This window comes from Micromonospora sp. WMMA1998, assembly GCF_027497375.1.
Classification (GTDB): Bacteria; Actinomycetota; Actinomycetes; order Mycobacteriales; family Micromonosporaceae; genus Micromonospora; species Micromonospora sediminicola.
The window spans coordinates 2,383,592-2,408,482 of sequence record NZ_CP114911.1 but is presented as its reverse complement, the minus strand read 5'-3'; the positions used below and the strand labels follow the sequence as shown (position 1 = coordinate 2,408,482).

General features: G+C 74.0%; 18 protein-coding genes and 1 pseudogene. 14 read left to right on the top strand and 5 right to left on the bottom strand.

The window, feature by feature from the left end:
* The first annotated feature begins 76 nt into the window (after positions 1–76).
* The 6 genes and pseudogenes from glnA (O7600_RS10435) to O7600_RS10410 all read left to right on the top strand — a co-directional run bounded on the left by glnA (O7600_RS10435) (position 77) and on the right by O7600_RS10410 (position 9,228).
* Positions 77–1,426 carry a type I glutamate--ammonia ligase gene (glnA, locus tag O7600_RS10435; protein ID WP_091572849.1) on the top strand — a complete coding sequence of 450 codons (1,350 nt, stop codon included), beginning with the start codon at positions 77–79 and terminating at the stop codon, positions 1,424–1,426.
* An 82-nt stretch (positions 1,427–1,508) separates the two neighbouring features.
* A complete protein-coding gene (locus O7600_RS10430; RefSeq protein ID WP_091572853.1) occupies positions 1,509–1,934 on the top strand; it encodes a DUF350 domain-containing protein in 426 nt (141 codons plus the stop codon).
* A 33-nt stretch (positions 1,935–1,967) separates the two neighbouring features.
* Positions 1,968–2,165: pseudogene (locus tag O7600_RS10425) on the top strand (HTH domain-containing protein); the annotation flags it as partial.
* Positions 2,166–2,258: 93 nt separating this feature from the next.
* Positions 2,259–5,594: a hypothetical protein gene (locus O7600_RS10420; protein WP_281593413.1), complete on the top strand. Its 3,336-nt coding sequence runs from the start codon at positions 2,259–2,261 to the stop codon at positions 5,592–5,594.
* Between the two features lie 37 nt (positions 5,595–5,631).
* On the top strand, positions 5,632–6,003 hold the full coding sequence (locus tag O7600_RS10415; RefSeq protein ID WP_281593412.1) for a VOC family protein: 372 nt from the start codon (positions 5,632–5,634) through the stop codon (positions 6,001–6,003).
* Between the two features lie 201 nt (positions 6,004–6,204).
* Entirely contained in the window at positions 6,205–9,228 is a 3,024-nt protein-coding gene (locus O7600_RS10410; RefSeq protein ID WP_281593411.1) for a carbohydrate binding domain-containing protein, read from the top strand.
* Positions 9,229–9,339: 111 nt separating this feature from the next.
* On the opposite strand, the gene O7600_RS10405 is transcribed toward O7600_RS10410, so the two are convergent.
* Positions 9,340–9,801 (bottom strand): hypothetical protein, encoded by a 462-nt coding sequence (locus O7600_RS10405; protein WP_281593410.1) that lies wholly within the window; start codon positions 9,799–9,801, stop codon positions 9,340–9,342.
* Positions 9,802–9,982: 181 nt separating this feature from the next.
* Here O7600_RS10405 and O7600_RS10400 point away from each other — a divergent pair, with 181 nt between their 5' ends.
* A complete protein-coding gene (locus O7600_RS10400) occupies positions 9,983–10,882 on the top strand; it encodes a virginiamycin B lyase (RefSeq protein WP_281593409.1) in 900 nt (299 codons plus the stop codon).
* A 55-nt stretch (positions 10,883–10,937) separates the two neighbouring features.
* Here O7600_RS10400 and O7600_RS10395 read toward each other — a convergent pair whose 3' ends face one another.
* Positions 10,938–11,867, bottom strand: a complete 930-nt coding sequence (locus O7600_RS10395; protein ID WP_281593408.1) for an LD-carboxypeptidase — start codon at positions 11,865–11,867, stop codon at positions 10,938–10,940.
* Between the two features lie 66 nt (positions 11,868–11,933).
* On the opposite strand from O7600_RS10395, the gene O7600_RS10390 reads away from it, so the two are divergent.
* The 4 genes from O7600_RS10390 to O7600_RS10375 all read left to right on the top strand — a co-directional run bounded on the left by O7600_RS10390 (position 11,934) and on the right by O7600_RS10375 (position 17,499).
* A complete protein-coding gene (locus O7600_RS10390; protein ID WP_281593407.1) occupies positions 11,934–12,701 on the top strand; it encodes a type 1 glutamine amidotransferase in 768 nt (255 codons plus the stop codon).
* A 1-nt stretch (position 12,702) separates the two neighbouring features.
* Complete coding sequence (locus tag O7600_RS10385) at positions 12,703–15,726, top strand: bifunctional [glutamine synthetase] adenylyltransferase/[glutamine synthetase]-adenylyl-L-tyrosine phosphorylase (protein ID WP_281593406.1); 3,024 nt, start codon at positions 12,703–12,705, stop codon at positions 15,724–15,726.
* Positions 15,727–15,817: 91 nt separating this feature from the next.
* Complete coding sequence (locus O7600_RS10380) at positions 15,818–16,801, top strand: RNA polymerase subunit sigma-70 (RefSeq protein ID WP_281593405.1); 984 nt, start codon at positions 15,818–15,820, stop codon at positions 16,799–16,801.
* Between the two features lie 5 nt (positions 16,802–16,806).
* On the top strand, positions 16,807–17,499 hold the full coding sequence (locus O7600_RS10375) for a DUF6069 family protein (protein ID WP_281593404.1): 693 nt from the start codon (positions 16,807–16,809) through the stop codon (positions 17,497–17,499).
* 9 nt (positions 17,500–17,508) lie between these two features.
* Here the strand turns inward: O7600_RS10375 and O7600_RS10370 are convergent, their stop codons facing one another.
* Positions 17,509–19,134, bottom strand: a complete 1,626-nt coding sequence (locus O7600_RS10370) for a hypothetical protein (protein ID WP_281593403.1) — start codon at positions 19,132–19,134, stop codon at positions 17,509–17,511.
* Here O7600_RS10370 and mptB (O7600_RS10365) point away from each other — a divergent pair.
* Both mptB (O7600_RS10365) and mptB (O7600_RS10360) read left to right on the top strand, forming a co-directional pair.
* Entirely contained in the window at positions 19,033–20,583 is a 1,551-nt protein-coding gene (gene mptB, locus O7600_RS10365; protein ID WP_281594119.1) for a polyprenol phosphomannose-dependent alpha 1,6 mannosyltransferase MptB, read from the top strand. The genes O7600_RS10370 and mptB (O7600_RS10365) overlap by 102 nt on opposite strands.
* Positions 20,584–20,594: 11 nt before the next feature.
* The gene (mptB, locus tag O7600_RS10360; protein ID WP_281593402.1) at positions 20,595–22,082 is read left to right on the top strand and encodes a polyprenol phosphomannose-dependent alpha 1,6 mannosyltransferase MptB; all 1,488 of its coding nucleotides are present in this window, start codon (positions 20,595–20,597) and stop codon (positions 22,080–22,082) included.
* A 46-nt stretch (positions 22,083–22,128) separates the two neighbouring features.
* On the opposite strand, the gene O7600_RS10355 is transcribed toward mptB (O7600_RS10360), so the two are convergent.
* Together O7600_RS10355 and glnA (O7600_RS10350) are read right to left on the bottom strand one after the other, a co-directional pair.
* Positions 22,129–22,668, bottom strand: a complete 540-nt coding sequence (locus O7600_RS10355; RefSeq protein WP_281593401.1) for an ATP-binding protein — start codon at positions 22,666–22,668, stop codon at positions 22,129–22,131.
* 170 nt (positions 22,669–22,838) lie between these two features.
* On the bottom strand, positions 22,839–24,263 hold the full coding sequence (glnA, locus tag O7600_RS10350; RefSeq protein ID WP_281593400.1) for a type I glutamate--ammonia ligase: 1,425 nt from the start codon (positions 24,261–24,263) through the stop codon (positions 22,839–22,841).
* Between the two features lie 192 nt (positions 24,264–24,455).
* Between glnA (O7600_RS10350) and O7600_RS10345 the strand changes: the two genes are divergently transcribed.
* Positions 24,456–24,854: an RDD family protein gene (locus O7600_RS10345; RefSeq protein WP_281593399.1), complete on the top strand. Its 399-nt coding sequence runs from the start codon at positions 24,456–24,458 to the stop codon at positions 24,852–24,854.
* Positions 24,855–24,891: the final 37 nt, after the last annotated feature.

Sequence of the window (24,891 nt, the reverse complement as noted above, 5' to 3'; positions counted from 1 at the left end):
ACGAGGCCGGTGAAGACTGAGCGGTCAGCCGGGCCGGCCCGACCGGTGCAGGACGTACGTGTCACGAGGGGTGGATGTGGACCGTCAGCAGGAGTTCGTCCTCCGTACGCTGGAGGAGCGGGACATCCGTTTCGTCCGGCTGTGGTTCACCGACGTGCTCGGCACGCTGAAGAGCGTCTCGGTGGCCCCGGCGGAGCTGGAGGCGGCCTTCGAGGAGGGCATCGGCTTCGACGGCTCCGCCATCGAGGGCTTCGCCCGGGTCTTCGAGTCGGACATGGTGGCCATGCCCGACCCGACCACGTTCCAGGTCTTCCCGTTCGAGGGCGGCGTCAGCGGCGAGAGCGCGCGGATGTTCTGCGACATCCTGCTGCCCGACGGCAGCCCGTCCTGGGCCGACCCGCGCCACGTGCTGCGCCGGATGCTCTCCCGGGCGGCCGACAAGGGCTTCACCTTCTACACCCACCCCGAGATCGAGTTCTTCCTGCTGGAGAACGGCCCGCAGGACGGCTCCGTGCCCGTCCCGGTGGACACCGGCGGCTACTTCGAGCACACCACGCACGCCGTGGCGCGGGACTTCCGCCGCCAGGCCGTGCTGGCGCTGGAGCGGATCGGCATCTCGGTGGAGTTCAGCCACCACGAGGTCGCCCCCGGCCAGCAGGAGATCGACCTGCGCTACGCCGACGCGCTCACCACCGCCGACAACATCATGACGTTCCGGCACGTGGTGAAGGAGGTGGCGCTCTCCACCGGGGTGCAGGCCAGCTTCATGCCGAAGCCGTTCACCGACCAGCCGGGCAGCGGCATGCACACCCACCTGTCGCTGTTCGAGGGGGAGCGCAACGCGTTCCACGACGCCGGCGATCCGATGAAGCTGTCCAAGGTCGCCAAGTCGTTCATCGCCGGGCTGCTCACCCACGCCCGGGAATACACCGCGGTCACCAACCAGTGGGTCAACTCCTACAAGCGGCTGTTCCCGCAGGCCCTGCCGGACCGGATCACCGAGAGCCCGGCGTACGTCTGCTGGGGTCACCTGAACCGCTCGGCGCTGGTCCGGGTCCCGGCCTACGGCAAGCCGAACTCGGCCCGGGTCGAGGTGCGGTCGCTGGACTCGGCGACCAACCCCTACCTGGCGTTCGCGGTGATGCTCGGCGCCGGCCTCAAGGGCATCGAGGAGGGCTACGAGCTGCCCCCGGGCGCCGAGGACGACGTCTGGTCGCTGAGCAGCGCCGAGCGCCGCGCCATGGGCTACGAGGCGCTGCCGGAGAACCTGTCCGAGGCGATCGACGTGATGGCCGGCTCCGAGCTGGTCGCCGAGGTGCTCGGCGAGCACGTCTTCGACTTCTTCCTGCGCAACAAGCGGGCCGAGTGGGAGCAGTACCGCCGCGAGGTCACCCCCTACGAGCGGCAGCACTACCTCTCGCTCTAGATCACCGTGGCGCGGTGCCGCTATCGTCTGCGGCACCGCCCGCGCACCCGCGCCGGGCGAACGGAGCCGGGGAGGGCGTTCGGTGCTGGGAGACCTGCTCAACGGGGCGTGGCAGAGCATCGTGTTCGGGGTCGTCGGGGTGGGCCTGATGGCCGCCGGGTTCCTGCTGGTCGACCTGCTCACGCCGGGCAAGCTGCGGGAGCTGATCTGGACGCGCCGCAACGGCAACGCGGCGCTGCTGCTCGCCGCCAACCAGCTCGGCATCGCCGGCATCGTGTTCACCGCCGTGCTGACCAGCTACAGCTCCTTCGCCAAGGGGCTGGCCTCCACGGTGATCTTCGGGCTGGTCGGTCTGCTGGTGATGGCGCTGGCGTTCCTGGTGCTGGACCTGCTCACCCCGGGCAAGCTGGGCGACGTCATCGCCGCCGACGAGCCGCACCCGGCGGCCCGGGTCAGCGCCGCCACCCACTTCGGCGCCGCGCTGATCGTCTGCGCCTGCATCGCCTGACGGTTGTCGGACCCGGGGCATAGCGTCCGGGACGTGAACCGCACCGACCGTCTCTACGCCCTGGTCGAGGAGCTGCGGGCGGTGTCGCCGCGCCCGCGCAGCGCGCGCTGGCTGGCCCACCGCTTCGAGGTCAGCACCCGCACCGTCGAGCGCGACATCGGCGCGTTGCAGGGCGCCGGGGTGCCGATCTGGGCCGAGCCGGGCCGCACCGGCGGCTACGTGGTCGACCGGGTCCGCCCGCTCACCCTGGTCTGAAACCCGACAGCGTTTCCGGTCCGGATGGGGGAGGCTGGCGGGTCTGCCACCCCGGGGGGAGGAACACGCGTGCCCGACACGCTCAGCTACGCCGATGCCGTACGCCTGCTCGGCGGGGAGAAGAGCAAGGTCGTCGACTGGTTCGACAAGCTGACCGGCGGGGTGCTGCTGGCCGCGTCGGTGCCGGTGCCGGCGCTGCTCGGCATCTTCGACGCCAAGGCGGAGTTCGTCCGGCTGGGCCACGAGCTGGTACGCGGCGTGTCCGAGAAGCGCTCCGGGCTGTCCCGGTACGGGCGGACGCAGCGGCTGGAGGCGGCGCACGCGGTGATCGCGGTGACCGCGTTCTTCGAGGCGCTCCAGGAGACCGACCTCCCGATCGATGTCAGGGCACTCCGGATCACGAAAATCGAGCAGGCCACCCTTGCCGGCGCCACGAGGTACGGCGCCCATGTGGCCGACGCCCTCTTCCGCACCGCCGCGCCGCTGCCCGGTCCGCACTTGCCGTATCCCGCCCTCCGCGTGGCCCTTGTTCGCTACTACGAGTGGTTGGTCGGCCGCGTCGACCACTTCCTGGCCGGGCTCGCGGGCCTTGCCGAGTCGATCCGCCGCGCCGATACGCAGGATGTGCTGATGAGGCTGCCGGCCGTTGCGGCCGACCGGCACCGGGAGCTGCTCACGCGGCTCGCTGTCGACTTCTCCGAGGTCTCCTTCTGGTTGGGGCTGGACGAGCACGAGGCGACCCGGGAGGAGGTCCGGCGGCTGGCTCTCGGGCTGACCGACCTACGGCAGTCCCTGACCGAGATCTCCACCGGTCGTATCCCGGACGGGGTACGGTCGGGCCTCGCTGCTCGATACGAGGCCGAGCTGCGCCGACCGGTGATCTCCTCGGGTGACGTGCCGACCGGGCTGACCGTGCCGAGGCTCGGCGAGGCGTACGTGCCGCCCCGATTCCGGATCGCCGAGTTGGATCCGTTGGCGCGGCCGGGGGACGAGACGTGGTGGGCCGATCAGCCGGTCCGGGACGACCTCTGGCAGTCGATCGTCGTTCACCTCACCGCGCCCGGGGGGACGCGGTCGCCGCTTCTGGTGCTCGGGCAACCCGGGTCGGGCAAGTCGGTGCTCACCCGGGTCGTCGCCGCTCAACTGCCGGCGGCGGACTTCCTCGTCGTCCGGGTGGTGCTGCGGGAGGTGTACGCCGCAGGTGACCTGCAGGACCAGATCGAGCAGGCGATCCGCGACGACACGGGTGAGCGCCTTGGCTGGCCGGCGTTGGCCCGGATGGCGGGGGACGCGCTGCCGGTGGTGCTGCTGGACGGCTTCGACGAGCTGCTCCAGGCGACCGGCGTCAGCCAGACCGACTACTTGCGGCGGGTGGCGGCCTTCCAGCACCGCGAGGCGGACCAGGGACGACCGGTGGCCGTGGTGGTGACGAGCCGCACCAGCGTGGCCGACCGGGCGCAGCCCCCGCCCGGCACCGTGGCGCTGCGGCTGGAACCCTTCGACGAGCCGCGCGTCGAGGCCTGGGTACGGACCTGGAACCGGGTCAACGGCGCCGCTTTCGGCACGCCGGGCGCGCGCCCGCTCGACCTTGCCACCGTGCTGTCCCACCGGGAGTTGGCCGCGCAGCCGCTGCTGCTGTTGATGCTCGCCCTCTACGACGCCGAGGGGCACGACCTGCGCCAGGCCGGGGACCTGCACCGCGGCGAGCTGTACGAGCGGCTGCTGCGGCGCTTCGCCTGCCGGGAGGTCACCAAGCACGCCGATGGGGTGTCCGAGCCGGACCTGGACCGAGCGGTCGAGGAGGAGTTGCGCCGTCTCGCCGTCGTCGCGTTCGCGATGTTCAACCGGGGTGCCCAGTGGGTCACTGCCGAGGAACTGGGCACGGACCTCGCCGTGCTGCCCTTCGGCGGTACGCCGGTGGCGCGGCAGGGCGGGCTCCGGGTGCCGTTGCCGGAGGCCGACCTGGTGCTGGGCCGGTTCTTCTTCGTCCACCGTGCGCGGGCCGCCGACGAGGGGCGGCACCGCGAAACCTACGAGTTCCTGCACGCGACGTTCGGCGAGTTCCTGGTGGCGCGGCTCACCGCCGAGGCGGTGGACGACCTGGTGGCGCGGGAAGCCGCCGCCGGCCTGTCCTGGGGCGGTGAACCGGCGTCCGACGACCTGCTGCACGCCCTGCTGTCACATGCGGTGCTGAGCATCCGGGCGACCGTGCTCGCGTTTCTCGCCGAACGGCTGTCCGGGCGGGACCAGGTGCAGCGGGATGCCTGGGCGGCATTGCTCCTGCGACTGTTCCGGAGCGCGGCGTACGACGGCAGGCCGCGTCGCTACGACAACTACCGGCCCCGTCGGCTCCGGATGACCGTCCGGCATGCCGCGTACAGCGCGAATCTGCTGCTGCTCGTTCTGTCGGCGGTCCAAGAGGTGACCGGGCGCGAGCTGTTCCCGGAGGCGACCGTCACCGTGGACGAGTGGCGGGCCCAGGTCGGGCTGTGGCGGTCGCAGCTCGGAGCCGACGAGTGGGACAGCCTGGCCGACCTGTTGGCGTTGGAGCGGCGGGGCCGGGCGTCCAGCCGGGACGTGAAGATCTGGGTGGACGATCGGTTCGCCGTGCCACCTGAGCCCGACCTGGGTTGGGTGTTGGGGCTGACGACTGACGGGCCGGGGCACGGCTACCGCCTACCGGTCGAGCTGCTGGTGCGGTCGCGGCGTGCCGCGCACCTGAGTTGCGACCGGACCGAGGCGCTGCTGGTGCACGCTGTGGAACCGGTGATCGACCAGTTGCACACCTTGCTCACGACGTACCAGTCTCCGGAGGGAGGCGTCGCACTCTCGGCCGCCCGGGCGCTGTTCACCGCCTGGCTGCTGCCGCTGCGGCCGACGAGCCAACGGCAGCGCCGGGAGGTCTACCTTCGCTGCGCGCGGTTGATCGGAGATGCGGCCGGTCTGGTGGAAGACTGGGATCGGGCCGCCTTCCTGCGCCTGCTGCTGGAGCGACTGGCGCAGGACCAGGACGTGCCGCCGGCGGTGGTCGCGGAGGTGCTGCTCGCCTGCCGGGCGACGTTGATGCAGGACCCGAGCGTCGCCACGGTCATGCTGCACTGCGTCGAACGTACGTGGGGTGCCGACGAGGAGGTGGACGACACCCTCGCGCGAGTCGTCGGTCAGGTGGTCAGCGCCCAGGCAGTCTCGTCCGGCCCGCTCCACCCGGCGACGTCGGAGGCGGTGGCACGCCTGCGTGATCGAGGTGCCCGGTCGGAGCCGCCGGTGATGCTGGCCGAGTTCACGGCTGAGGTACGCCGCGGGTGGTCTGACCCGGCGCACCGACGGGAGCCGACGTCGGGTGCCGACGTCACGGAGAAACACCGACAGGGCGCTGTCGTGGACACCCCTGAGGCTGGATCCTGACGACGCCGGCACCGGGCCGGCGCGGCGAGGAGGCAGCATGTCCAGCACGCCCGTGACCTGGTTCGAGATCGGCTCCGACCGGCCGGACGAGGCGCAGCGGTTCTACGCCGACCTGTTCGGCTGGACCTTCGAGGAGCAGGGCGGCCCGGGTGGGTCGTACCGGCAGACGGCGGCCGGCGGGGAGTCGGGGATCGGCGGCGCGATCCGGGGCACCGACTCCGCCGCCGACAACTACGCGATCTTCTACGCGCAGGTGACCGACGTGGCGGAGACCTGCCGCCGCGCCGGGTCGGCGGGCGGCACGGTGCTGGCGCAGCCGGTCACGACGCCGAGTGGGCTGACGCACGCCCGCCTGCGGGACCCGTCCGGGAACCTGTTCGGCGTCTTCACCCCGCCGGCCGCCGGCTGACCGCACCCTTGCTCCCGGCCGGTGGGCCAGCCGGGAGCAAGGCGTTGCGGCGAGTGCAAGCGGTTGCGCGCATCGTCGATTGTGAACCTCTGGTTTCCGGGGATTGAAGCTGGTAACTTCCTGGCACCACGCGTCGCAAGTTCTTGCAACGCCTTCATCCCCTTGCGCCCGTCGTGCGGGCGGGGGTGTCAGGAGAGCGCCATGAGGGGCACGACCACCACCACCCGCCGCCGATGGGGAGCGCTCGCGCTCGCCGCCGGCGTGCTCGCCGCGCTGCTGCCGTTCACCGCCGCCGCGGCGGCGAACACCGTCACCGTCTACTACCAGCCACCGGCCGCCTGGGGTGCGTCGGTCAACATCCACTACGGCGTGGACGGGCAGGCCTGGACGCCGGTGCCCGGCGTGCCGATGGACACCGCCTGCGCCGGGTGGCGTCGCCGGACCGTCGACCTCGGTTCGGCCACCGGCCTCCAGGTCGTCTTCACCAACGGCAGCGGCGTCTGGGACAACAACAACGGCGCCAACTACCGGCTCGCCGCCGGCACGGTGACCGTCGCCGCCGGCCGGATCGGCGCGGGCGACCCGTGCGCGTCGGCCACACCCTCGCCGACCCCGTCCGCCACCCCGACGCCGACGCCGTCCGGCACCGCCGGGAACACCGCCGAGGTCTGGTACCACCTCACCCCGCGCGGCTGGTCCGCCGCGAACCTGCACTACCGGCCCACCGGCGGCACCTGGACCACCGCGCCGGGCGTGGCCATGGAGACGCGCTGCGCCGGCTGGGCCCGCCGGATCGTCGACCTCGGCGCCGCCACCGGGCTCACCGCCGCGTTCAACGACAACGCCGGCACCTGGGACAACAACGGGGGCGCCGACTACACCCTCGGCACCGGGCGCAGCGTCGTCGACAACGGCCGGGTCACCGCCGGGGCCGCCGACCCGTGCGCGCCGGTCGTGCCGGACACCGGCCCGCCGTCCACGCCGGGCGGGCTCACCGCCGTCGCCGACGGGCTGGCGGTCACCCTGAGCTGGACCGCCGCCACCGACGACCGGGCCGTCACCGGCTACGAGCTGACCCGCACCGGGGGCGCGGGCGCCGTCACGGTCACCAGCACCACCACCCGGTACGTCGCGTACGACCTGCGGCCCGCCACGACGTACACCTGGACCGTGCGGGCGCTCGACGCGGCCGGCAACCGGTCGGCGGCGAGCGCGCCGGCGTCCGCGACCACCGGCAACCCGCCGGCCGGCGGTGCGCCGCTCGGCGGCGACCCGCGCGAGGACAGCATCTACTTCGTCCTGACCGCGCGGTTCGCCGACGGCGACCCGGGCAACAACCGGGGCGGCAGCCAGCACGTCGCCTCCGGCAACGCGGCCAATGACGACCCGATGTTCCGGGGCGACTTCAAGGGGCTCGTCGACAAGCTCGACTACATCAAGGCGCTCGGGTTCTCCGCCATCTGGATCACGCCGGTGGTGCTCAACCGCTCCGACTACGACTACCACGGCTACCACGGCTGGGACTTCTACCGGGTCGACCCGCGGCTGGAGAGCGCCGGCGCATCCTACCAGGACCTGATCAACGCCGCGCACGCCAAGGGCATCAAGATCTTCCAGGACGTGGTCTACAACCACAGCTCCCGGTGGGGCGCCAAGGGCCTGTTCACGCCCACCGTCTACGGCACCCGGGACGACCAGTGGAAGTGGTACTACGACCAGCAGCAGGCCGGCCGGGAATACGACCCGATGGTCGAGGCGACCGGGAACGACCCCACGCTCACCCCGGCGCAGAACGCCAAGGCCAAGGGGCGGCCGTACAACGGCGACGTCTGGTCGTCCGCCGCGCCCGCCGGCAACCAGTGCCTGAACTGGGGTACGCCGACCGGCGGGCGCAGCCCCGAGGGCTACACGCTCTACCAGTGCCAGTGGCCGGTCCCGACCAGCAAACTCTTCCCGGCCGACAAGTACCACCAGTGCTGGATCGGCAACTGGGAGGGCGAGGACGCGCGCAGCTGCTGGCTGCACGAGGACCTGGCCGACTTCAACACCGAGAACGCGCAGGTGCAGCGCTACCTGATCGACGCGTACAACCGGTTCATCGACATGGGGGTGGACGGCTTCCGGATCGACACCGCCGTGCACATCCCCCGGGTCACCTGGAACCGGCGCTTCCTGCCCGCCATCCAGCAGCACGCCGTGTCGAGGTTCGGCGAGAAGGGCCGGGACTTCTACGTCTTCGGCGAGGTCGCCGCGTTCGTCAACGACAAGTGGAACCGGGGCTCGGTCAACCACTCGGCCCAGTTCTTCACGTGGAAGGAGCGCAGGGAGTACAGCCCCGACGACGTGCGGGCCGCGATCGAGCAGTACGACTACGAGCAGCTGCTCGGCCCGTCCGGGCAGCCCACCACCGACAACGCGTTCCTGCGCGGCAACGCGTACCACGCGCCGGACCACTCGGCGTTCTCCGGCATGAACGTGATCGACATGCGGATGCACATGAACTTCTCCGACGCCGGCAACGCGTTCGGCAACGGGAAGGACTCCGACGACAGCTACAACGACGCCACCTACAACGTGGTCTACGTCGACAGCCACGACTACGGGCCGAACAAGTCCTCCACCCGCTACGCCGGCGGCACCGACGCCTGGGCGGAGAACATGAGCCTGATGTGGACGTTCCGCGGCATCCCGACGCTCTACTACGGCTCGGAGATCGAGTTCCGCAAGGGCGCCCGGATCGACTGCGGACCGAGCTGCCCGCTCGACACCACCGGCCGGGCCTACTACGGCGACCACCTCGCCGGCAGCGTCACCGCCGCCGACTTCGGGGTGGTCGGCTCGGCCAGCGGGGCGGTCGCCACCACGCTCAGCCAACCGCTGGTGAAGCACGTGCAACGGCTCAACCTGATCCGGCGGGCCGTGCCGGCGCTGCAGAAGGGGCAGTACTCGACCGAGGGCGTCAGCGGCGCGATGGCGTACAAGCGGCGCTTCACCCAGGGCGCGGTGGACAGCTTCGCCCTGGTCACCGTGTCCGGCGGCGCCACGTTCAGCGGCGTGCCGAACGGCCGGTACACCGACGCGGTCACCGGTGACGTCCGCACGGTCACCAACGGCACGCTGACCGCCTCGGTCAGCGGCCGGGGCAACCTGCGGGTCTACGTGCTCGACCTGCCCGGCAACCCGGCGCCGGGGAAGGTCGGCGGGGACGGGCCGTACCTGCGCTGACGACAGCGTAGCGGGGTCCGGACGCGTCCGGACCCCGCCCTCGCCTGGGTGGCCCCGCCGGGGCCGGCCGGGAGGGAGGTGCGGCCGGCGAGGGGAGGCGGGGCCACCGGGTCACTCGCCGGGCCTGCCGTCCTGGCCGTGCCAGCCGCGGTGGCCGGCTCCGCCCGGGCCGGGGAACACGCCGGCCTCGGCGGCCTTGAGCACCGCGTCGGCCTGCTCCTGGGTCAGCTTCCCGTCCTTGACGGCCTGGTCCAGCCGCTCCTTCAGGGCGGCCTGCCGGTCCTGCGTCGACGGCGGCTGCGGCCGCTCCGGCCGGTCGGCCTGGCGCTGCTCGCGCAGCTTCTTCAGCGCGGCGGTCACCTTGTCGGCCGGTACGCCCAGCTCCTTGGCGAGCGCGTCGGCGAACTCGGCCTGCCGCTGCTGACGCTCGCCGTTGCGGTCCGCGCTCGTGCTGGCGCTCGGGCCGGGGCTCTTGTCGTCGGCGAGCGCCACCGTCGGGGCGGCGATCCCGACACCGAGCACCCCGGCGGCGGCGAGGCCGACCAGCAGGCGCTTCCTCGTCGTGCGGATCATGCGGTTCTCCTGTTCGGTGGTGGTGCGATGACGTCACCGACAGTGACCGCCGGAGCTGGGGGTCACCCGTGGCGAACCTGTCAGCGAGCTGGCAATCGGGTCACCGATCCGGACAAATGCGGTTGCGGGGCCGCCGGGACGGCCGTGAGGCTGGGCGGAATCCCGACGGAAGGCATCCCTCATGACACAGCCCGTCATCCGCGAGGTCCCGCTCACCGGGCCGGGCTCCGGCCCGTACGCGATCGCGGTCGGGCCGGACGGCGCGCTCTGGCTGACGCTGGCCGGCTCCGGCGGCGTCGCCCGGCTCGGCCTCGACGGCGAGGTGCGGACCCACCGTGCCGACCCGCCGGAGAGTCGGCCGCTGATCATCACCACCGGCCCGGACGGCGCGCTCTGGTACACCCGCTCCGGCGACCACCGGCTCGGCCGGATCACCGTCGACGGCGAGAGCAGCTCGGTCGCGCTCCCGCTCGGTTGTGCCCCGTGCGGCCTGGTCACCGGGGCGGACGGGGCGCTCTGGTACGCCGGCATGGGCGACGACACGGTCGGCCGGGTCACCGTCGACGGGGAGGTCGCCACGTTCCCGCTGCCGGTCACCAAGGCGTTCCCGTCGATGCTGGCCGTCGGGCCGGACGAGGCGCTCTGGCTGACGCTCAACCAGGCGAACGCGATCGCCCGGGTCGACCTCGACGGGTCGGTGCGGGTGCATCCGCTGCCCACCGACGCGGCCGGGCCGGTCGGCATCACCCGGGGCGGCGACGACGCGCTCTGGTTCGTCGAGATCGGCGCCGGGCAGCTCGGCCGGATCACCCCGGACGGGCGGATCGACGAGTTCCCGCTGCCGGACCGGACGTCCCGCCCGCACGCGATCGTCGCCGACCCGGCGGGCGGCTGCTGGTTCACCGAATGGGCCGCGAACCGCGTCGCCCACGTCGCCCCCGACGGCCACGTCACCCACCACGACCTGCCGACGCCGGCCTCCGAACCCCACGGCCTGACGGTCACCCCCGACGGCGCGGTCTGGGCCGCCCTGGAAACCGGCGCCGTCGCCCACCTCCCCCCGGGATCGCGTTGGTCATGAGGTTGGCGGCGGTTCGGAGATCGGCAACTGCCGCCAACCTCACGGTCGACAGGGGTCAGCGGACGGCGGGGGTGACCGTCAGGGTTCCGGTGGTGGTGTCGAGGACGGCGGGGGTGCCCACCGGGACGGTGAGCTGGTTCGGGCCGTGGCCGACGGGGAGGCCGCCGAGGACCGGGACGCCGAGGTCGCCGAGGCGGTCGGTGAGCACGTCCACCACCGTCGTGTCCCAGCCGTCGGCGCACTCGGTGAACTGGCCGACCGCCACCCCGGCGAGCCCGTCCAGGGCGCCGCAGCGGCGCAGGTGGGTGAGCATCCGGTCGACCTTGTAGGGCGGCTCCTGCACCTCCTCGACCAGCAGGATCGCGCCGCGCAGGTCGGGCATGTCCGGGGTGCCGATCGACGCGGTGATCAGGCACAGGTTCCCGCCCAGCAGCCGTCCCTCGGCCCGGCCGGGCACCCGCACCGGATACGTCTCCTCCGCCTCGACCGCCGCGACGATCACCGGTTCGGTGCTGGTCAGCGCCGCGTGCAGCGACTCCGCCGAGCGGATCGGGGTGCGCTCGTCCCGCCAGGCGGCGCCCGGACCGTGCACCCCGGCGAGCCGCGCGCCGCGCCAGAGCGCGAACTGCAGCGCGGTGATGTCGGAGAAGCCCGCCACCACCTTCGGGTCCCGGCGTACCGCGGCCATGTCGATCAGGTCGACCACCCGCTGCGCCCCGTAGCCGCCACGGGTGCAGATCACCCCGCGGATCTCCGGGTCGGCGAACGCCGCGTTCAGGTCCGCGACCCGCAGCGCGTCGTCGCCGGCCAGGTAACCCCGCCGGGCGTACGCGTTCGGCGCGGGCACCGGCCGCAGGCCCCAGCCGGTGAGCAGCTCGACGCCGCGGGCCACCCGCTCCGGGCGGGTCGGGCCGGACGGCGACACCAGCATCACCGCGTCGCCGGGACGCAGGGCCGGTGGGCGCAGGCAGTCGTCGGTGGGCACGACCGGGAGCCTAGTGCGACCGAGCCGGACCGTCCGCCGTCGGGCGCACCGGCTAGCCTCGACGTCGTGGCGACCGCGCTGGTGATCGAGAACGACCCGACCGACGACCTCCGCCGCCTGGGGGAGTGGCTCACCGAAGGGGGCCTGGAGCTGCGCGTCGTGCGCCCGCACACCGGCGACGCGCTCCCCGACGACCTGGAGGGATACGCCGCCCTCGTGGTCCTCGGCGGCGACCAGCAGGCCTACCCGCTGCCCGACGACAGCCCCGGCGCGGCCTGGTTCCCGGCGCTGGAGGGGCTGCTGCGCAAGGCGGTCCGCCGGCGGGTGCCCACGCTGGCCATCTGCCTGGGCGCGCAACTGCTCGCCACCGCGCACGCCGGTCGGGTCGAGCGCAGCCCGTCCGGGCCGGAGATCGGCCCCACCGTGGTGGGCCGGCGCGACGCCGCCGAGACCGACCCGCTGTTCCGCTACGTGCCGTTGATGCCCGACGTGCTCCAGTGGCACGCCGACGAGATCACCGAGCTGCCGCACGGAGCGACGCTGCTCGCCGCCTCCACCCGCTACCCGCACCAGGCGTTCCGCCTCGGCGACCGGGCCTGGGGCCTGCAGTTCCACATCGAGTGCGACACCGCGATGATCGCCGAGTGGTCCCGCGACTCGGCCACGCTGGCCGAGCTGGGCTACGACCCGGAGCTGGTGGTGGCCGCCTGCGACCGGGCGATGGCCGACGTCGAGGAGGCCTGGCAGCCGTTCGCGATCCGGTTCGCCGCGCTCGCCCTCGGCGAACTCGGCGACGACAGCACCCGCCGCAGCCTGCCGTTGCTCGGGGCGTGACGTGACCCGGCCGGCCCGCGGACGCCTGGCCCGCTACGGTTTCGCCGAGGGAGACGGCGCCACCCGCGCCGCCGACCTGCTCGGCCCGGACGGGCTCGACCTGTGGCGCCCGCAGGCACAGGAACCGGCCGACGAGCACGCCGCCGAACTGCTCACCGCGCTGTCCCGGGCCGCCGACCCGGACCTGGCCCTGCGCCAGCTGCACCGGCTGGTCGAGTCGGAGCGGCGCGCCGGGGACGAGGTGGCGGTCCGCGACGCGCTGGCCGCCGACCCCGGGCTGCGCCGCCGGCTGGTCGCGGTGCTCGGCGCGTCCTCGGCGCTCGGCGACCACCTGGTGGCCAACCCGGGGCAGTGGGCCGTGCTGGCCACCGAGCCGGACGGCCTCGCCCCCACCGCCGACGGGCGGCTCGACCCGACCGTGGCGGCCCGGCTGACCACCGTCACCGGCGCGGTCCCGCTGCTGCGGCAGGCGTACCGGCTGGCGCTGCTGCGGATCGCGGCGGCCGACCTGACCGGCGGGCGGGGCCTGGAGCAGACCATGGCGGCGCTGTCCGGGCTGGCCGACGCCACCCTGGCCGCCGCCTACGACATCGCCGTCGACGAACTGCCCGAGGGCACCCCCCGGCCCCGGCTGGCGGTGGTGGCCATGGGCAAGTGCGGGGGCGACGAGCTCAACTACGTCTCCGACGTCGACGTCATCTTCGTCGCCGCCGCCGACGACGACCTGTCCGCCGCCACCCAGGTCGCCACCCGGCTGATCCACGTCTGCGGGCTGGTCGCCTGGCCGGTCGACGCGGCGCTGCGCCCGGAGGGCAACCGGGGCCCGCTGGTCCGCACGCTCGCCAGCCACCTGGCCTACTACCGCCGCTGGGCCCGCACCTGGGAGTTCCAGGCGCTGCTCAAGGCCCGCCCGGCGGCCGGCGACCTGGACCTGGCCCGGGAGTGGATCGAAGCGCTCGCCCCGCTGGTCTGGACCGCCGCCGAGCGGCCGGAGGCGGTCGAGGACGTCCGCGCCATGCGCCGCAAGATCCTCGACAACGTGCCGCCGAAGGAGCTGGAACGCGAGATCAAGCGCGGTCCGGGCGGGCTGCGCGACATCGAGTTCGCCGTCCAACTGCTCCAGCTCGTGCACGGCCGCGGCGACGAGTCGCTGCGGGTGCCCGGCACGATCCCGGCGCTGCGCTCCCTGGTCGCCGGCGGCTACGTCGGCCGCGCCGACGGCGAGGCGCTGCTGCGCGGCTACCGCTTCCTGCGCGCCGTCGAGCACCGGCTCCAGCTCCAGGGGCTGCGCCGCACCCACACCGTGCCGACCGAACCGGCCGCGCTGCGCTGGCTCGCCGCCGCGCTCGGCTACGCGGCCACCCCGGGCCGCAGCGCCGTCGAGGAGTTCCGCGCCGAGTGGGTCACCCACGCCGCCGAGGTACGCCGGCTGCACGCGAAGCTGCTCTACCGGCCGCTGCTGGAGTCGGTGGCCCGGGTGCCGGCCGAGGGGCTGCGGCTCACCCCGCAGGCCGCCCGCCACCGCTTGGAGGTGCTCGGTTTCGCCGACCCGGCCGGGGCGCTGCGGCACCTGCAGGCGCTCACCGGCGGGGTCAGCCGCACCGCCGCCATCCAGCGCACGCTGCTGCCGGTGCTGCTGGACGAGTTCGCCGACGCCCCGGAGCCCGACCGGGGGCTGCTCAACTACCGGCAGGTCTCCGACAAGCTCGGCAGCACCCCCTGGTACCTGCGCCTGCTGCGCGACTCCGGCCCGGTGGCGCGCCGGCTGGCCCGGGTGCTCTCCTCCTCCCGCTACGCCGCCGACCTGCTGGCCCGCGAGCCGGAGGCGCTGCGGCTGCTGGCCGAGGACACCGAGCTGACCCCGCGCCCCCGGGACACCCTGGTCGAGGGCTTCACCGCCGCGGCGGCCCGGCACGACGACCCGGTCGAGGCCACCCGGGCGGTCCGCGCGTTGCGCCGCCGCGAGCTGGTCCGGATCGCCTGCGCCGACGTGCTCAGCCGGGCCGGGTCGCTCGCCCCGCTCACCCCGCGCCCGGTCGGCGGCGGGGAACGCCGGCCCACAGTGGTCGACGTGACAGCGGTCGGCACCGCGCTGTCCCACGTCACCGACGCCACGCTGGCCGCCGCGCTGCGCGCCGCCCGGGCCGCCCAGCCCGGCCCGCCCGGCCTGCGCTTCGCGGTGATCGGCATGGGCCGGCTCGGCGGGTACGAGTCCAACTACCTCTCCGACGCCGACGTGCTCTTCGTCTACGACCCGCCGGCCGGGACGGAGGAGAGCGCGGCCAGCGCCGCCGCGCACGCGATCGCCGAGGAGCTGCGTCGGCTGCTCTCCGCGCCCGCCCCCGACCCGCCGCTCGGCGTCGACGCCGACCTGCGCCCGGAGGGCCGGCAGGGCCCGCTGGTGCGCAGCCTGGCCGCGTACGCCCAGTACTACGCCCGGTGGTCGCGGGTGTGGGAGGCGCAGGCGCTGCTGCGGGCCCGGTTCGTCTGCGGCGACGCCGACCTGGGCGCGCGGTTCGAGTCGATGATCGGGCCGGTGCGCTACCCGACCGACGGGCTGACCCGCGAGCAGGTGGTGGAGATCCGCCGGATCAAGGCGCGGGTGGAGACCGAACGCCTGCCCCGCGGCGCCGACCCGGCCACCCACACCAAGCTGGGCCGGGGCGGCCTCGCCGACGTGGAGTGGGCGGTGCAGCTGCTCCAGCTCCGGCACGCCGGCCGGCTGCCGGCGCTGCGCGTCACCCGTACCCTCGACGCCCTGGCCGCCGCCCGCGACGCCGGCCTGCTCGACGGCGGGGACGCGGCCGAGCTGGCCGCCGGCTGGACCCTCGCCGCGCAGGTCCGCGACGCGTTGATGCTGGTCCGGGGTCGGGCCGGCGACCAGCTGCCACGGCACGGGGTGGAGCTGGCGGGCGTGGTGCGCCTGCTGGGTCACGAGGACCCGGGCGAGTTCCTCGACGAATACCTGCGCACCGGCCGCCACTCCCGCACCGTCGTCCAGCGCATCCTCGAAGCCCCGCTCTGACCTCGGGCGAAATCCGCACCCGGGTGATGAGTTCTCGCGCCCGTGCCCGTCACACCTACGACGGCACATGACGAGACGTGAGGATGACGAGATGAGTGCGGACACACGGCCCGCGGGGTGGGGCGAGGTCGACGAACCGGTCTTCGCCGGGCTGACCGAGCGGCACCGGCGGGAGCTGCACGTGCACTGCTACCGGATGCTCGGGTCGTTCGAGGACGCCGAGGACGCCGTGCAGGAGACGTTCCTGCGGGCGTGGCGGCGCCGGGAGACCTACGCGGGACGGTCGACGGTGCGGGCCTGGCTCTACCGGATCGCCACCAACACCTGCCTGGACCTGCTCGCCAAGCGTCGCCCGCAGCCGGCGACCGGCGGCGAGGTGCCGTGGTTGCAGCCCTATCCGGACCGCTTGCTCGACGAGCTGCCCGCCGGCGACGCGGACGAGCCGGAGGCGGTCGCCGTGGCTAGGGAGACGATCGAGCTGGCGTACCTGGTCGCGGTCCAGCACCTCGCGCCGCGCCCCCGGGCCGTGCTGATCCTGCGCGACGTGCTCGGCTGGCCGGCGCGGGACGTCGCGGAGCTGCTCGGGGACTCCGTCAACTCGGTGAACAGCGCGTTGCAGCGGGCCCGCGCCGGCATGCGCGCGCACCTGCCCGCCGAGCGGCAGGACTGGACCGGCGGCGACGAGGACGCCGGCACCCGCGAGCTGGTGCGCCGCTTCACCGACGCCAGCGTCGCCAAGGACGTCGACCGGCTCGCCGCGCTGCTGCGTGACGACGTGCGCTGCTCGATGCCGCCCACGCCGGGCCTCCAGGTCGGCCGCGACGCGGTGGTCGGCGACTGGGTCGCGGACGGTTTCCCGGAGCTGGGGCGCCTGCGCGCCGTCCCGACCGCGGTGAACCGGCAGCCCGCCGTCGCCTTCTATCTCTGGCGGGAGGGGGAGGGCGCGTACCTGCCGCTGACGCTCGACGCGCTGCGCGTCACCGACGGGGCGATCACCGAGATCGTCACGTTCCACGCCGACCAGTTCCCCCGGCTCGGGCTGCCCGAGCGCCTGCCGGCCGACGACACCGAGTAGCCCCGGTGCGGACGCTCACGCTGCCCGGCGGCGCGCGCGTCGCCGTGGTCGCGGCCCAGTGGCGCGACGCGTTCGCCGTCGTCACCGGCGGGCGGGTGCAGCTGGAGCTGCGCGACGGCGCACCCGGGCCGGTCCTCGGCCGGGACGCCTGCTTCTGGCTGCGCGGCACCGGCGTACGCGCCCTGCGCAACCCCGACCGGCGCACCGCGACGGTGCGCATCCACACCCCCGGCAACGGACCCTGGAGGAACGACATGACCAGCGGCAACGACACCGCGGTGGCCGCCGGACCGGCGGCGGGCCGGACCGGCCACCGCTTCCGCCGGCTCGCCGGCACCGGCCTGCTCGCCACACTCGCGGCGATGCTGGCCACCACGCTCGCCGCCGCGCTCGCCCGCGCGCTCGGCGTCGACTTCGCGATCCCCGACGGCGGCGAGCGGATCCCGCTGGGCGGGTTCGCGGTGGTGACCGGCTTCTTCTCGGTCGTCGGCGTGGTCCTCGCCGCCGCCCTGCTGCGGTGGAGCGTCCGCCCCGCCGCGCGGTTCGGGTGGACGGCCGGGACGCTGACCGCGATCTCGCTGGTCCCGCCGTTCCTGGTCGGGGCGGACGCCGCCACCGTCGCCGCGCTGGTCGGGCTGCACCTCGTCGCGGCGGCGGTGATGATCCCGACCCTGACCCGGAGCCTGCGCGCCGGGTGAGCCGGCGGCTCAGCTGCCGAGCGTGTACGTGCCGGCGCGGGGGACCGTCACCACGGTCCACCCGCCGTCGGCGGCGAGCGTCGCGCCGCCGGTGACGGTCAACCAGCGGTCGTGCCGGACCCGGACCGGGACCGGGCCGGGTCCGGGGGCGCGGAAGGTGACCGAGGCGCCGTCCTGCCGGACCAGCTCGCCGGGCGCGCCCACGAGCGGGGTGGGGTCGGCCACCGCGTACAGCCGCCAGTGCCGGTCCGACCAGACCTCGGTCAGGTACGGCTGGCCCGCGGTCACCAGCTCCGCCTCCGGCCGTCCCACCCAGGACAGCTCGACGTCCGGCACGGCCACGTACTGCACCGCGTTGTCGGCCAGCCAGGCCCGGTAGGAGTCGGGGGTCAACGGGACACCGGTGCCCGAGGCGCCGGGAACGGTGGCGAAGAACAGCGGGTTCCGGTCGATGTCGGCCTGCCGCAACCAACCCCGGGCCAGCGGCACCTCGCCGAGGCGGGCGGCCTCCCAGTAGTTGCGCGTCGGCGGCACCTCCACCCGCCCGGTGAGCCCGCGCCGGTCCAGCTCCGCGCGCAGCGGCGCGAAGTAGGCCGGATCGGCCGTCGGGTCGCCGGCGCTTCGCACGTCGGCGGTGACCACCGGCGGCTGCCACCAGCAGACCACCGCCAGCAGGGCGGCCAACCCGACCGGGCCGGCGGCCCGGGGGAGCCGGCGCACGGTCGGCCACCGCGCGGTGAGCCGGTCCGGCAGCGTCGCGGCGGCGGCCAGCACCGGCAGCGCGAACATCACCACCAGGCGGGTGGCGTTCAACCCGACCGGGGTGGGCAGCCACACGGCGGCCAGCACCCCCGCCCCGGACAGCAGCGCGCCCACCCGGACCGGCCGGTACGCCACCAGCGCCGCCACCAGCAGGCTCGTCACCACGGCGTGCGTCGTGTCCGCCCGGCTGATGTTCATCCAGCCGCCCTCGCCGAACAGCAGCCCGGTCACCGCCAGCGGCCCGGCCGCCGGCACGGCGAGCAGCAGGCCGTCGGCGTACCGGCGGGTCAGCAGCAGCGCGACGCCGGCCAGGCCGACGAAGAGCCCGGCCACCGGGCTGGCCGCGGAGGCGAGCAGCGCGGCGGCGCCGACGGCGGAGGCACGGACCCACCCGGCGCGGAACCGCCGGGCCGGGCCGGGCGCGCCGGACGGCCGGTCGCCCGGGGCGGCGGGCAGCGTGAGCGCGAGCAGCGCGGCCAGGCCGAACGCGACGCCGAGGGCGTAGGTGACCCGGCCGGAGACCAGGTTGCCGGCGATGGTGAGCACACCGACCAGGCTGCCGAGCAGCGGGCGGGGCACCCGGAGCCGGACCAGCAGGGCCGCGAACGCGGTGGCCGAGGCGAGCAGGGCGAGCGCGCCGGTGGGGCGTACCCCGAGCGCCGCCATCAGCGGCGGCGAGACGAGGCTGTAGCCCCACGGGTGCACCCCGCCGTACCAGCGCAGGTCGACCAGGGCCGACCCGTGCGCGGCGAAGAAGTCGGCGCGGGCGACCTGCGCGGACAGGTCCGACCCGGTGACCGGCAGAGTGAGCTGGAGCACGGCCAGGACGAGCGCCGACGCGGCGGACACCGCCACCACCCGACCGCCCCGCATGCCCACCTCCTGATCGGGAACCACCGTACTGGCAGCATGTCGGACGTGCCTCACCACCTCTCGCGCTGGACCGGCCTGGCGGGCTCGGTGCTGCTCGCCGTGGCCGCCTTCCTCGGCGGCGCCCTGCCCGACGGCGAGCTGCGTCCCACGCCGGTCAGCATCTGGCAGGGCCCGAACGGCCCGCTGATCATCGGACTCTGGCTGGTCGGCACCGGGCTGCTGGCGTGGGCCTGGTGGTCGTTGCGCGACCGGGTGCCGTCCGCCCGCTGGGTGCTGGTCACGGTCGCGCTCTGGCTGCTGCCGATGCTCGTCGCCCCGCCGCTGGGCAGCCGCGACGTCTACGCCTACGCCTGCCAGGGGGCCAGCTACTCGGGCGGCATCAACCCGTACGAGCAGGGCGTGTCCGCGCTGCCCTGCCCCTGGCTGGACACCATCTCGTTCATCTGGCGGGACACCCCGGCGCCGTACGGGCCGCTGTTCGTGCTGCTCTCCGGCGCCGTGGTCAAGGCCACCGGCTCGCTGTGGGGCGCGGTCGCGCTGTTCCGGCTGCTCGCCGTCGCCGGGGTGGCGCTGACCGCCTGGGCGCTGCCGGTGCTGGCCCGTCGCTGCGGGGTGCCGCCGAAGCGGGCGCTCTGGCTGGCGCTGGCCAGCCCGCTGGTGCCGGTGCACCTGGCCTCCGGCGCGCACAACGACGCGCTGATGGTCGGCCTGCTCGTCGCCGGGCTGGCCGTGGTGGCGGCCCGACCGGGCCGGCCGGGTCCGCTGCTCGCCGGTGGCGTCCTGCTCGGTCTGGCCGCCGGCGTCAAGATCACCGCGTTGGTGGTGCTGCCGTTCGCGGCGCTGGCCGCGATCGTCGGGCCGTACCGGATCCGGGCGCTGGTCCGCGACGGCGCGTGGGTGGTCGGCGGCGCGCTGGCGGCGCTGACCGTCGCCACGCTCGCCGCCGGGCTGGGGCTCGGCTTCATCAGCGGGCTGGAGCAGGGCGGGCTGGTGGTGGCCTGGACCTCGCCGCCCACCGCGGTCGGGCAGACCGTGGGCTACCTGCTGGCGCCGTTCGGGGTGCACGTGGACGCGCTGCCGGTGACCCGGGCGATCGGCATGGTCGTGCTGGTCGGGGTGCTGGTCTGGCTCTGGTTCCGGTCCTGGCGCCGGGGTGAGCCGTTCTGGCACGCGGCGCTGGCGCTGACCGCCACGGTCGCGCTCTCCCCGCTGTTCCACCCCTGGTACTGGCTGTGGCCGCTGGCCGTGCTGGCCGCCACCGCGCGGCGGACCCGGTGGCTCGCGATCGTCACCGTGGTGTCGTCGTTCCTGGTGCTGGCCGACGGGACCGGTTTACCCCGGTACACCAAGATGCCGGGTGCGCCGCTGATGACGCTGTTCGTGATCGTGCTGGTCGTGCGGTTGGTACGGTCGGCCCGGAAGGGTCGGCAGCCGGTTCCCGTGTCCTGAGGAGTGTGCCGGTGAGCGAGCCCGACGCGCCGGTCCGACCGGTCGCCGCCAGCGTCGCCCGGTACGCCGGTCTCACCGGGGCGATCCTGCTCACCGCCGCGGGCTGGCTCGGTGGGGCGCTGCCCGACGCGCCGCCGCGCGCCACGCTCGGCGATCTCTGGCAGCCCCCGCACGGGCCGGCGACGCTGCTCTGCTGGCTGGTCGGCACGGCGCTGCTGGTGGGCGCCTGGTGGTCACTGCGCTGGGGCGCCCCGTCGGGCCGCTGGGCGTACCTGACCGCCGGGCTCTGGACCCTGCCGCTGCTGGCCGCGCCGCCGCTGGGCAGCCGGGACGTCTACTCGTACGCCTGCCAGGGTTGGACCTGGACGCGCGGGGTCAGCCCCTACCGGGTGGGTGTCGCCGCGGCCGGCTGCCCGTGGACCGACTCGGTGTCGCCGATCTGGCGGGACACCCCCGCGCCGTACGGGCCGTTCTTCGTGCTGCTGGCCGGGCTGGCGGTCCTCGCCGGTGGCGGCCTGGTCGGGACGATCGTGGCGCTGCGGCTGGTCGCGGTGGCCGGGGTGCTGCTGGTCGCGCTCTGCCTGCCCGGCCTGGCCCGCGCCGCCGGGGTGCCGACCCGCCGCGCCGCCTGGCTGGTGCTCGCGTGCCCGCTGGTCGGGATCCACCTGGTGGCCGGCGCGCACAACGACGCGCTCGCGCTCGGGCTGCTCCTGCTCGGCCTGCTGGTGCTGGTCCGCCTGCCGGGCAAGCCGCGCGCGCTGCTGGTGGCCGGGGTGCTGCTCGGCCTGGCCGTGGCGGTGAAGGCGGTCGCCGTCGTGGCGCTGCCGTTCGCGGCGCTCGCCGCCGTGCTCGGCCGCTACACCTGGCGGGCGCTGCTGCGCGACGGCGGGCAGCTGGCCGCGTCGGTGCTCGGCACGCTGCTGGTCGTCTCGCTCGCCACCGGCCTCGGGCTGGGCTGGATCGGCGGGCTCGGGCACAGCGGCGACTCGCAGCAGTGGACCTCCCCGCCCACCGCCGTCGGTCTCGTGATCGACTACGCCGGTGAGCTGGCCGGGCAGCGGCCCGCGGCGGTGCCGGTGGCCCGGACGGTCGCGCTGGTGCTGCTCGCCGGGACGCTCGTCGCGCTCTGGTGGCAGGCATGGACGGCGCTGCGGCGGCTCAACGACGCCCGGCAACGGGTGGCCCGGCTGACGTCGGCCCGCCCGCGGGTGGCGCTGCTCGGCGCGGGTCTGGCGCTCGCCGCCACCGTGCTGCTCGCCCCGGTCTTCCACCCCTGGTACGCGATCTGGCCGCTGACCCTGCTCGCGGTCGCGGCGGTGCCGCTGGCCCGGCAGGTGTGGTTCGTGGCACCTTGCGCGGTCGCGTCGGCGCTCACCCTGCCGGACGGATCCAACCTGGCCCGGTTCAGCAAGGCGCCGGGCGCGGTGCTGATGACGGTGCTGGTGGTGGTCGTCGCCGTCGTCGGTGTCCGGGCCGTGTTGCGCCGCCGTACCGCGTGAACGGCCGGGCCGGCTGGACGGAGGTTCTCGCCGTGGCGGCCTGGTTCTAGGAGATCGAGGCGGGCCAGCGGTGCCTGCGCCACTCGTCCCAGCTGGCGAACCCGGCCGGTGGGTCGTCGACAGGTTCGCTGCCGTCCAGTTCCCCCGGCGTCGGGACGCTCATGCGGGCAGCCCACGTGGCGAGTTCCTCGTCGGACATGTGCCAGGTCGTGTGCGGCTCCTCGGCCAGCCGCCGGTCAAGTCGTTGCCGCTGCTCGGCCGGGGTGAGCTGGAAGTAGCGCATCGTCACCGACGCGCCGAGGTCGGCTGCTGCCTGACGTAGGGCCGAACGCTCATCCCGGCCCCAGAGGCCGAAGTCGATGACGACGTTGACGCCGAGTTCGAGCGCCCGCAGCGCGATCTCGATGAGTCGTCCCTCGATGACGTCCGAAGCCGACGGCGGGTTCGCCAACCCGTAGAGGGCCTTCACCCACTCGTCCTTCGTCAGACGAAGGGCCTTCTCCTCGACCTCCATGCGCCGCGCCTCCGTGGTCTTCCCGGTGCCCGGCAGTCCTACGGTCAGGAACAGCGTCGGTCGTGTCGTCATCACTACCCCTACGAGCGGTCGCCCCATCATCGCTGACGTCCGGCCATGCCGCGGTCAGCGCACGACCGTCACGTTCGACACGAAACGGCGGTCATGTCGGCTGGGAACCGGACATGACCGCCGTTTCGTGAGGCGTACCCGATCGGTGCAGGTCAGCGCCTTGATCTGTCTCAGCAGTCGAAGTACATCGCGAACTCGTGCGGGGTCGGGCGCAGGCGCACCGGGTCGACCTCGTTGGCCCGCTTCCAGTCGACCCAGGTGGAGATCAGGTCGGGCGTGAAGACACCGCCGTCGAGCAGGTAGTCGTGGTCGGCCTCCAGCGAGTCGAGCACGGCCGGCAGGGAGCCGGGGACCTGCTTGACGTCGCCCCATTCCTCCGGCGGGAGGTCGTAGAGGTCCTTGTCGATCGGGGCCGGGGGTTCGATCTTGCTCTTGATGCCGTCCAGGCCGGCCATCATCATCGCGGAGAAGGCGAGGTAGACGTTGGCCGAGGGGTCGGGGACGCGGAACTCGACGCGCTTGGCCTTGGGGTTGCTGCCGGTGACCGGGATGCGGGTGCAGGCGGAGCGGTTGCGCTGGGAGTAGACCAGGTTGACCGGGGCTTCGAAGCCGGGCACGAGGCGTCGGTAGGAGTTGACGGTCGGGTTGGTGAAGGCCAGCAGTGAGGGCGCGTGGTGCAGCAGGCCGCCGATGTACCAGCGGGCGGTGTCGGACAGGCCGGCGTAGCCGGTCTCGTCGTAGAACAGCGGTTCGCCGTTCAGCCAGAGGCTCTGGTGGGTGTGCATGCCGGAGCCGTTGTCGCCGAAGAGCGGCTTGGGCATGAACGTGGCGGTCTTGCCGTTGGCCCACGCCTCGTTCTTCACGATGTACTTGAACAGCTGGAGCTGGTCCGCGGCGTGCAGCAGGGTCGAGAACCGGTAGTTGATCTCGGACTGGCCGGCGGTGCCGACCTCGTGGTGCGAGCGCTCCACGGTGAAGCCGGTGTCGACCAGGCGCCGCACGATCGAGTCGCGCAGGTCGGCGTAGTGGTCGACCGGCGGGACGGGGAAGTAGCCGCCCTTGTAGGCGGTCTTGTAGCCGCGGTTGCCGCCCTCCTCGATCCGGCCGGTGTTCCAGGCGCCCTCGATCGAGTCGATGTAGTAGAACGACTGGTGCGCGGAGGTCTCGTGGCGGATCGAGTCGAAGATGTAGAACTCGGCCTCGGCGCCGAAGTAGGCGGTGTCGGCGATCCCGCTGGCGGCGAGGTAAGCCTCGGCCTTCTTGGCGACGTTGCGCGGGTCGCGCGAGTAGGCCTCGCGGGTGAACGGGTCGTGGATGAAGAAGTTGATCGCGACCGTCTTCTGCGCCCGGAACGGGTCGACGAAGGCGGTCGCCACGTCGGGCAGCAGGAGCATGTCCGACTCGTGGATGGCCTGGAAGCCGCGGATCGACGAGCCGTCGAACGCGAGGCCGTCGGTGAAGACGCTGTCGTCGAAGGACTCGACCGGCAGGTTGAAGTGCTGCATCACGCCGGGCAGGTCACAGAAACGTACGTCGACGAACTTCACGTCCTCGTTCTTGAGGTATCGCAGGAGTTCCTCGGGATTGGCGAACACACGTCCTCCTGGCAGGTCCACTCCGGTGGCTGGCTCCTGGCGACGCTATGGCCGGGCGGTTGCCCGGCCGTGTCTCCTCTGTTTCCGCCGTGTTACGTCGCTCGCGGAGCGTCATCCCCACCCCGTCTGCGGCCCTTTGTGGCGTTCGTCGGATTTACCGGTGGGTGCCGACGCGGCGCTACCCTGGCCGCTGTGACCGATACCGCCACCCCGGTGCCGCCCGCCACCGACCCCGCCTTCACGCCGCCCGGCCTCGGCCGCCGCTTCGGCGCGCTGCTCATCGACTGGATCCTGTGCCTGCTGGTCGCCGGCACCTTCGCCCACCCGACCCGCGACGGCTGGTCACCGGTCCTGGTGCTGGTCCTGGAGTACGGCTTCTTCCTCGGCCTGTTCGCCCAGACCCCGGGCATGTTCCTGACCCGGGTCCGCTGCGTGGCCTGGGCCGACGGCGGCCGGATCGGGATCGTCCGGGCGCTGCTGCGCGGCCTCCTGCTGGCCCTCGTCGTGCCGGCCCTGATCATGGACGAACACCGGCGCGGCCTGCACGACCGCCTCACCGGATCGGTCGTCACCGACGCGCCGCGCCGCTGACCCGCACGGGAAAGGAGCCGGCCCCGCGGGGGACCGG